Annotated in this window: 1 protein-coding gene; it reads right to left on the reverse strand. The window is 44.0% G+C overall.

The window, feature by feature from the left end:
• Positions 1-116: 116 nt before the first annotated feature.
• Positions 117-741: hypothetical protein (locus A3738_RS31510; RefSeq protein ID WP_197474020.1), on the reverse strand; the 625-nt coding region annotated here is incomplete at its 5' end.

The following is a 741-nucleotide window of genomic DNA, read 5'->3' on the forward strand; positions in this document are numbered from 1 at the left end:
CAGCATCACATCATAGCGAAAATCAGTTAATTCACTTCTCGAAGTTGTTAGAAAAGCAAGGTTTTGAATTTCAAGCGCCAACAATCAGTTAGCGCTTGAGAGTTCGATCACTAGAATTAGTAATCGAAGATGTTATTGATTAGGCGACCACTAAACCAAAATTGCGCAGTGATGCCGACGGTGTCTATTAGGTCGTCTCCAAACGTGTAACGGTTAATATCGCCACGCAGTTTCCAGCGTTCGTTCAACTCATACATAACGCCAACGCCATAATACTGATCGATACCTGCGACCGTTTCGAACTTTTCAAAAGGAAGATTATTTTCAGTCACGAGGCGGCTATAGCGTTCACCATCCCAGCGTAAAACGCCAAGCTTTATATTAGCTTCCCACTTGTCAGCAATTTGAGGTGAATATTGAACATGTAAAAACCAACCCTCAGATTTTACATCCATGCGCATATCTAAAGACGTTGATGAAGAATCACCTTGATAGCCACCGTGTGTCTTACCAAAGTCGATATAACCCCACTCCCAGTCCCAATCGACATGAGGTGAAACACCCATGTATATGCGCTTACCATGACCCGCGTCTTCAAAAGTGATTCGGCGCTGATTCTCCAGAGTACCCAAACCTTCTTCTTCGACAAAAAAGGCAACTGTGTTGTCTAGATCATCTGCACTCACTAACTCCGAGCTCGTTGCAAACAGCTCTACACCGCCGTAATAAGGATAATCGCCG

The organism is Oleiphilus sp. HI0066, from assembly GCF_001635725.1.